This is a genomic window from Microbacterium sp. H6 (assembly GCF_003314775.1).
Lineage (GTDB): Bacteria > Actinomycetota > Actinomycetes > Actinomycetales > Microbacteriaceae > Microbacterium > Microbacterium oxydans.
The window spans coordinates 444-1,418 of record NZ_QOAY01000136.1 but is presented as its reverse complement, the minus strand read 5'-3'; the positions used below and the strand labels follow the sequence as shown (position 1 = coordinate 1,418).

2 protein-coding genes are annotated in these 975 nt (G+C 68.7%); both read right to left on the bottom strand.

The genetic code is table 11. The annotated features are described in order from the left end of the window. On the bottom strand, window positions 1–236 hold a 236-nt coding region (locus DSP71_RS08590; RefSeq protein ID WP_396652050.1), incomplete at its 3' end, for a GNAT family N-acetyltransferase. 51 nt (window positions 237–287) lie between these two features. After that, window positions 288–975 (bottom strand): M23 family metallopeptidase (locus DSP71_RS08585; RefSeq protein ID WP_147251247.1); only part of this gene is annotated, 688 nt, incomplete at its 5' end.

The following is a 975-nucleotide window of genomic DNA, read 5'->3' as shown; positions in this document are numbered from 1 at the left end:
AGCGATGCCCAGCCGACCAGGCGGTCGCCCCGCACGGCGACGAGGGTGCCGAGGCCCGTGGGCAGCGGCTCCGCGATGATGCGCCGCCAACCCTCGGCTCGCTCCTCGACGGACAGTCCGTCGAGGACGGACTGATCGATGAGTCCACGGTAGGCCGCCTGCCAGGAGCGGACGTGCACGCCGGCGATGCTGTCGGCATCTTCGGCGCGGGCGTCGCGGATCACCAGCGGAGTCATCCATCCAGCCTAGGGGGATCGCCGTGGCCGGAGGGGGGTGGACGCTGCGGGTCAGCTCACGTTCTTCTTGAGCCAGGGCAGGGGATCCACGGCGACGGTGTTGATGTGGACCTCGAAGTGCAGGCACGACCCGAAGACGTAGCCGGTCGATCCGACGTCTCCGATGTACTGGCCTTCGTCGACGCAGTCGCCGACCTCGACAGCCCGGCTTCCGTAGGTCATATGCGAGTAGACGGTGCTCACGGCCTGTCCGTCGACGATGCTCTCGATCTGGATCGTCACGCCGTAGCCCTGGTAGCTCTCCGTCGATCGGGAGACGCAGCCCTTCATGGCGGCGTTGATCGGAGTGCCGACCGGCGCGGCGAAGTCCTGTCCGAGGTGCGATCGACCCGGTCGTGAGGCGCCGAACCCGTCGGTGAAGGAGTATGTTCCGTCGGCCATCGGCATCACGATGCGTCCGGCGAGGGGGATGTCCAGCGCGCTTCCCAGCGGCATGCCTGCGGCGATCGCGGCGGCCGCGGCACGGGAGCGCGTCTCCTTGATCTCCTCGGGCGTCGTCGCCGAGAAGTTGCCGCGCGGGGCGATCTCCGCCCGGATCTCGTTCTTCGATGTGTAGGACTGGGACATTCCGTCGGCAAGAGTCGAGACGGGGGCGCTGGCAGCAGCCGCGGGGCCGCTGGTGGGGTTCAATGCAGGAAGCGCGGCTCCGGTGATCAGGACCCCGATCGCCAGGGTGGCG